Annotated in this window: 8 protein-coding genes; all 8 read left to right on the plus strand. The window is 28.5% G+C overall.

All coding sequences use genetic code 11. The features are described from left to right. A partial coding sequence (locus A3SG_RS0116905) for a glycosyltransferase (RefSeq protein WP_016991187.1) occupies positions 1 to 536 on the plus strand: 536 nt, incomplete at its 5' end. Positions 537 to 543: 7 nt separating this feature from the next. After that, positions 544 to 1,158, plus strand: coding sequence for an acyltransferase (locus A3SG_RS0116910; protein WP_016991188.1), 615 nt, complete (start codon positions 544 to 546; stop codon positions 1,156 to 1,158). Between the two features lie 4 nt (positions 1,159 to 1,162). Continuing rightward, positions 1,163 to 2,041, plus strand: coding sequence for an alpha-1,2-fucosyltransferase (locus A3SG_RS0116915; protein ID WP_016991189.1), 879 nt, complete (start codon positions 1,163 to 1,165; stop codon positions 2,039 to 2,041). Between the two features lie 10 nt (positions 2,042 to 2,051). After that, positions 2,052 to 3,341 carry a hypothetical protein gene (locus A3SG_RS0116920; RefSeq protein WP_016991190.1) on the plus strand — a complete coding sequence of 430 codons (1,290 nt, stop codon included), beginning with the start codon at positions 2,052 to 2,054 and terminating at the stop codon, positions 3,339 to 3,341. A 97-nt stretch (positions 3,342 to 3,438) separates the two neighbouring features. Next, a complete protein-coding gene (locus tag A3SG_RS0116925; RefSeq protein ID WP_016991191.1) occupies positions 3,439 to 4,455 on the plus strand; it encodes a glycosyltransferase family 4 protein in 1,017 nt (338 codons plus the stop codon). Positions 4,456 to 4,458: 3 nt separating this feature from the next. After that, positions 4,459 to 5,274 (plus strand): glycosyltransferase, encoded by an 816-nt coding sequence (locus A3SG_RS0116930; protein WP_016991192.1) that lies wholly within the window; start codon positions 4,459 to 4,461, stop codon positions 5,272 to 5,274. Positions 5,275 to 5,336: 62 nt separating this feature from the next. Next, the gene (locus A3SG_RS0116935; RefSeq protein ID WP_016991193.1) at positions 5,337 to 6,446 is read left to right on the plus strand and encodes an EpsG family protein; all 1,110 of its coding nucleotides are present in this window, start codon (positions 5,337 to 5,339) and stop codon (positions 6,444 to 6,446) included. A gap of 5 nt (positions 6,447 to 6,451) precedes the next feature. Beyond that, positions 6,452 to 7,068: glycosyltransferase (locus A3SG_RS20255; RefSeq protein ID WP_016991194.1), on the plus strand; the 617-nt coding region annotated here is incomplete at its 3' end.

The raw sequence follows: 7,068 nt of genomic DNA on the forward strand, positions 1-7,068 counted from the left end.
ATAAAACATTACTTTTTTTTGGATCTGTAGATATCCATGAAGAGAGAAAGGGATATAAATATTTGAGAGATGCTTTACAGTTATTGTTAATTAGAAGGCCTGAATTATTGAATGAAATTATTTTAGTTGTGGCTGGAGTGAAATCAGAATTATTAGGCTTGTCTGACTATGAAGTACATTATACTGGGCATCTGTCATTTGAGGATTTGTCTTTGTATTATTCGATGTCTGATGTTTTTCTTAGCCCAACTATTCAAGATGCTGGACCAATGATGCTAAATCAGGCTTTGATGTGTGGTACACCGGCAGTTGCATTTGAAATTGGAGTTGCAATTGATATAATAAATTCTGGAACTGGCTATTTAGCTAAATATAGGGATAGCGGGGATTTTTGTAATGGAATATTATATTTAATCGATAAAACAAAAAACGAGTCGGATCTAATTTCACAGGAATGTAGATTGCAATCACTTGAAAGGTCGTCTTATGATGGATTTAGAAGACAAATTATTAACGTTTACGATAAAGTAAAATAAAATTTAAATGAGATTTATCAGCAAATATTTAATATTTTTTTTATTTAACTTAAAATTATTAATTTATAAAATCAATACCGCTTTATTGTTTGAAATTAGTGATGTTAAATATAAAAAATTCACTTCATTGGGTTGTCCGCTTTTGGATATAAATGTTAATTCAAATTGTATCTTTGGAGCTGGTTTGGTCATTGTTAATTCTGCTAAATATTCTACTTTAGGCAAAAACAATAGATGTAAATTTGTTGTATATAAAGAAGCCTCATTGATAATTGGAGATAATGTAGGTATGAGTAATACTACTATTGTAGCAACAAAATCAATAATAGTAGGTAATAACGTTATGATAGGGGGCGGGGTTACAATAATTGATTCCGATTTTCATTCGTTAAATGCAGCTCATTGGCATACTGAATTAGATGAAAAAAACATGAAAAGTCTTCCCGTTATTATAAAAAACAATGTTTTTATAGGAATGGATTCTATCATTCTAAAAGGCGTAACAGTAGGTTCTAATTCAATTGTTGCAGCGGGGTCTGTTGTTTTTAAAGATATTCCTGATTTTCAAATTTGGGGAGGAAATCCTGCAGTGTTCATTAAGGTGAATAATCAAAAGCAATAAATCAATGGATGTAGTCATAATTTTTAATGGTTTAGGAAACCAAATGTCACAATATGCTTTTTATTCACAAAAGAAAAAAATCAATAATTCAACATACTTTGTTCCATTTTGTAAAGACCATAATGGGTTAGAATTAGAGACTGTTTTTAGCCTAAATACGAAAGAAACATTAATTCAAAAGTCACTTTATATTCTATTTAGAATTCTTCTTACAGATAGATTAAAAATTGTTAGCGACCCATTAAAATGGATACTTAATTTGTTCAAATGTAAAATAGTTAAGGAGAGTTTCAATTATAATTATAATCCAGAATATTTGAAGCCATCAAAGGGAATAACTTTTTATTATGGAGGCTGGCATGCTGAAAAGTATTTTGCTAAGGAGAATCAACAAATTAAATCTGTTTTTGAATTTACGGGTGATTTAGGAAAAATTAATAAAGAACATGTAAAAGACATAGCTAGTACAAATGCAGTATCGTTACACGTTCGCAGGGGCGATTTTATGAATGAAGCAAACATAGGCTTGTTTGGGGGAGTTTCTACAAAAGCATATTTTGAAGGAGCCATCAAGTTGATAGCAACTAAAGTGGATCATCCTCATTTTTTTGTGTTTTCAAATGATATGGATTGGGTGAAGGAAAATTTGTCAATGGATACCGTTACTTATGTGACTTGTAATAGTGGTAAAGATTCTTGGAAAGATATGTGCTTAATGAGTCTATGCCAGCACAATATTATTCCTAATAGCACTTTTAGCTGGTGGGGAGCATGGTTGAACAAGAATCCTCACAAAATAGTTGTTTGCCCTTCAAGGTTTTTAAATAATGATACATACACTGATATATATCCGGATTCGTGGGTCAAAATTTCAGATTACTAAATAAAATAAAATGAAAAAAGCAGCATTTACAATTTGTGCAAAAAATTATATAGGATTAGCACTTGTACTTGAAAAATCTATTAAAGAGTTTAATGGCGATATCGAATTTTTTATTTTTGTTGCAGACGAGATTACAGCAGAAGACAATATAATTGATCTTCCTGAAAATGTTATTATTGCTAAAGATGCTTTGAATATTGCATTGGCAACTTGGACTCAAATGTCTTTTAAATATGATTTAACTGAGTTTTGTACTTCGATTAAACCGTCCTGTTTTAAATACATGTTTGAAAAAATTAAACCTGATGGTTGTATTTACTTCGATCCAGATATATTAGTGTATAATTCGCTGGACTTTATTTACGATAGTTTAGTTGAAAAATCTATAATGGTTACGCCACACATTACTACTATAGAAGAAAAGTATTCGGGAAAATTAAATGAAAGAAGTTTGTTTTATTCGGGTATGTTTAATTTAGGTTTTCTAGGTCTTAAAAATGATGCGTGTGCAAGAAGAATGCTAGATTGGTGGGAGGTACGGTTAGAGGATAGATGTTTTCAGAATATGATGGAGAACTATTTTACGGATCAAAAATGGATGGATTTTCTCCCTTCATTTTTTCCCAATGAATTATTGATTTCTTCACATTTAGGTTTAAATGTTGCTCCTTGGAATTTTTATGAACGAAAAGTTTTTGAAAAGAATGAATCTTTTTCGATTAGAAATAGAATTGATGATTCTAATACAAATGAATTTCCTTTAACTTTTATACATTTTTCGGGGTTCAATTATAAATTTCTAATAGATGATAAAGTAAGTCAAGGAAATATTAAAGATTTAGAAATTTATTCAGATTTTAAAAGTCCAATTGAGCAATACATTGAGCATTTAAAACAAAGTGATTTTCTTAAATATTATAAATTGCAGTATAGTTATAATTTCTTTTCAAACGGGATACCAATATCTGCAATTTATAGAAAGCTATTTAGAAGATTATTTGAGGATGGTAAAATGGCTTCTAATCCTTTTAACTCTAATAATATATTTTATCAACAATTAAAAAACGGAAAGGTCTTAAAAGAGGATTTAGCGACAACTGATAGAGCTTCAATTAATAATTATGATGGTGCAGAAAAAAAGACAATTCTGATTAATAAAATGCTTTATTTTATTTTTCAGGTAGTAGGGGTTAATAAGTTTTTTCTTTTGACGAGATTAATGAGATTATATTCAAAAACAGAAAACCACGTTTATTTGATTGATAAGACCTATTTTAAAAATTTTAAGATAAGAAATTAATTTTACCTTAAGTTTTAGATAGTATGTTCAGTTCTAAAATTTGCAATTTATGATATGTGACAAAAATTAAATTTTTTAAATATTCAAAAGAGAAATAATGTCAGCCTCAAAAAGTAAAAAACACAAAATCTCTTTATACTTTCGTGCAAAAGGCGCTGATTATAGTATTGAGAGAGTTTTTGATTCGATTATACCAAAGTTTGATTTAAATTTATCGGTCAGCCAGGTCTATGTTCCTCATTACTTAATTAGGTTTACTTATATTTTACAAAATTTAATTCATTGTAAAAACAATAAATCTGAGGTTAATCATATTACGGGTGTTATTCATTATTGTGCTTTTATACTCCCATATTCTAAGACCATTATTACTATACACGATTTAATTTCAGTGGAACATGGGAAAGGTTTGAAAAAAATAATCTTTTGGTTTTTTTTCTTTTATCTGCCTTTAAAAAAATGTAAATATGTTACGTGTATCTCTGAGTCAGTTAGAGATTCTCTGATTAAGTATAAATGTTGTCCTGCTTCAAAGATTATAGTAATTCCTAATCCGGTTTCAGATTCCTTTGTTCATTTTCCAACCGTTTTTAATCAAGAATTTCCTCAGATTTTGCATATTGGCACAAGGCCAAATAAAAATTTAGATAGTGTTATTAAAGCTCTAATAGATATTCCCTGTCACTTAGTAATTATTGGAGAAATCGGAACATCAGAACAAATTTTACTAAAGGAAAATAGAATAAAATATACCAATAAAAAGAATTTAAGCGATGATGAAATTTTAAAGGAGTATATTGATTGTGACATTGTGAGTTTTCCAAGTCTTTATGAGGGATTTGGTGTCCCTATAATTGAGGGGCAAGCTATTGGAAGGCCAATTCTAACGTCTAATATTTCACCAATGAAAGAAGTAGCAGGTGAAAATTACTATTTAATTAATCCATATGATGTTCGTGCTATCGCTAAAGGATTTAAGGATTTAATACATAATAGTGAGCTCAGAAGTAATTTAATCGCGGAAGGATTATTGAATGTTAAAAAATATAATTCGGACTCGATTGCAAATATGTACATGGAATTATATTCTAAAATACTTAATTCTAAAACTTAATTGATGAATATTTCTGCTGTCGTTATATCTTATAATCCTGAATGTGAATTATTATTCAATAATATCAAATCCTATGACAAACATGTATCTCAAATAATTATTATTGATAATTCTACTGACTTTGAAAAGAAAGTTATAATTGAAAAATTTTGCCACGATAACAAGTTCGTTTATCACGATATGAATGGTAATCTAGGTATTGGAGCGGCTCTTAATGTTGGGTTTGATTATGCTGTAAAGGGTAATGCTGAATGGGTATTAACTATGGATCAGGATAGTTGTTTTGTTACTGATTTGGAAGGCTATAAAGCTTATATTAATAATGATGAATGTGAAAACGTTATAGCGCTAATACCAACCTACGATTACTACGGTAGTATTGAAGTTAATAATGAAAAACCTTCAAACCCTATAATCGCTCCTCAATCAGGTAACTTAGTTAAATTGTCTAATTTTATTAAACTAGGTCCTTATCGGGAAGATTATTTTATTGATTTTGTTGACTATGAGTATTGTTTAAGGGCAAAAGCGAATGAGTTATTGATTTTTAAAATTAATTCGGTAAAATTAAGTCATGAACCAGGTGTCCGGAGTTCAGTTTCTGTTTTTGGAGTACAGTATAGTTATTTTGAGGCCGCCCCTATGAGATATTATTACGTTATTCGAAACGGATTGAAAACGGCATTAATTTATAGAAATTTTCAGTCAGTGTATATAGTTATTAAGACGGCAATGAGAGTTCTCTTTCTTGAAGATAAAAAAAGAGTTAAGTTGAAATTTGTGTGGAAAGGTTTTTTGATTTTTTTAAATTTTAGTTAAGAATTTATATTGTTTGATTGGAAAAGTATGTTAAAATCTATTTAATAGAAAATAATTAATTAATGGAAGTTTATTTAAGTACAATTTTACTTATTTTTTTATTTGCTTTTTTTGAATTACGATGTAAGTTAACCGTAGTTGAGCACACAATTATGGCATCACTATTATACGTTGTAATTGTTTTGCAAGTTGGACTTAGATGGGAAACAGGTACTGATTGGTCGTCGTACTATAATAATTTTTTGAATACCACCGATATTAATATTGTTTTTGTTAATAGTCTAATAGGATTTGAACTGGGATACGGTCTTTTCTCTTTTTTTATTCGAAGTCTAACAGACAGTTATACTGTTTTTCTTTTGTCGCATGCAATACTATATTATTTTTTAATATTTAAAGCTAATAAGCGATTAAGCCCATTTCCATTCTTGTCATTGCTTTTGTTTTATGTAACAAATATTGGTGTTTTAGGTTCTAACAGACAGTTACTTGCATTGGCAATATGCTTGTATGCTTTAAAATTTGTAATAGAAAAAAAACCGATTAAGTTTTTTATATTAGTTTTTGTAGCTTTTCTTTTTCATACTACAGCTCTTTTATTCATGGTATATTATTTTCTAAATAGGGATTTTAAAAAATATCAAATAATAGTTGTTCTGGTTTTAGCTTTTATAATTGGGAAAACAACCTTACCTAACATCTTGTTTTCTGGTTTAGGAAGTTTATTAGGAGGTGCATCTGCTTCGAAAGTTGATGTGTATTCCGCTGCTAGTGATGTTGGAGATGCCAGTTTAAGTCTAATTGGTTTAGTTAGAAGGTTAATTTACTTTGTACTTTTTATTGTTAATTATGATATGCTTACTGCTAAGTTTAAAGAATATAAATTATTGTTTAATGGGTTTTTATTCGGTTTAGTCTTTTATTTTTTATTTTCAAATTCTTTGCTTATCTTAGTTAATAGAGGTAGTTTGTATTTTAATGTGATGGAAGTGTTTTTGTTAAGTAGCCAATTACTTATATTTCAGTTAAAAACGGATCGCAAATATATATTGCTTCTGCTACTTATATACTCAATTTATTTATTCTTTCAAGCAATATCAGGATATCCAGATTTGTTTGTTCCATATAAAGGAATTTTTATTAACTCAGATTTCAAAAGAAATTTATATTAAAATATATGAAAAAGACGATAGCTGTTTCTGCTATAAATTTTTTTGAAGGAGGTCCACTTTCGGTACTTATGGATTGTTTGGATTATGTGAATAGTGTAGATTTTAAATACTATAAAGTTGTAGCTTTAATTCATAAAAAAGAAATTTTAGATATCTTAAAGTATCCAAATATAGAATTTATTGAATTCCCTAAATCTAGAACGTCCTATTTCTATAGATTGTATTATGAGTATTTTTATTTTAAAAAAATAGCTAAAGATTATAATGTTGATTTTTGGTTGTCTTTACATGATATGACGCCCAACGTAGGTGGTATACCTCAAGCAGTTTATTGTCATAATCCCTCGCCGTTTAATTCGGTTAATTTCTCGGACTTATTAGTACAGCCTACTCAGTTTTTTTTTAGTTTATTTTATAAATATTTATATAAAATTAATATCAAGAAAAATAAATATGTGATTGTTCAACAAGTTTGGATCAAAGAAAGTTTTGAAAAAATATTTAATCTAAATCCTGAAAAAATTATTATATCAAAACCCCAAGTACCAGAAGTTCCTTTGCAATACATTTCTAATCCGCAATATAATATAAAAAAACAAACTTTTTTTTCCCTTTACCCTTT

Source organism: Flavobacterium sp. ACAM 123 (assembly GCF_000264055.1).
GTDB lineage: Bacteria > Bacteroidota > Bacteroidia > Flavobacteriales > Flavobacteriaceae > Flavobacterium.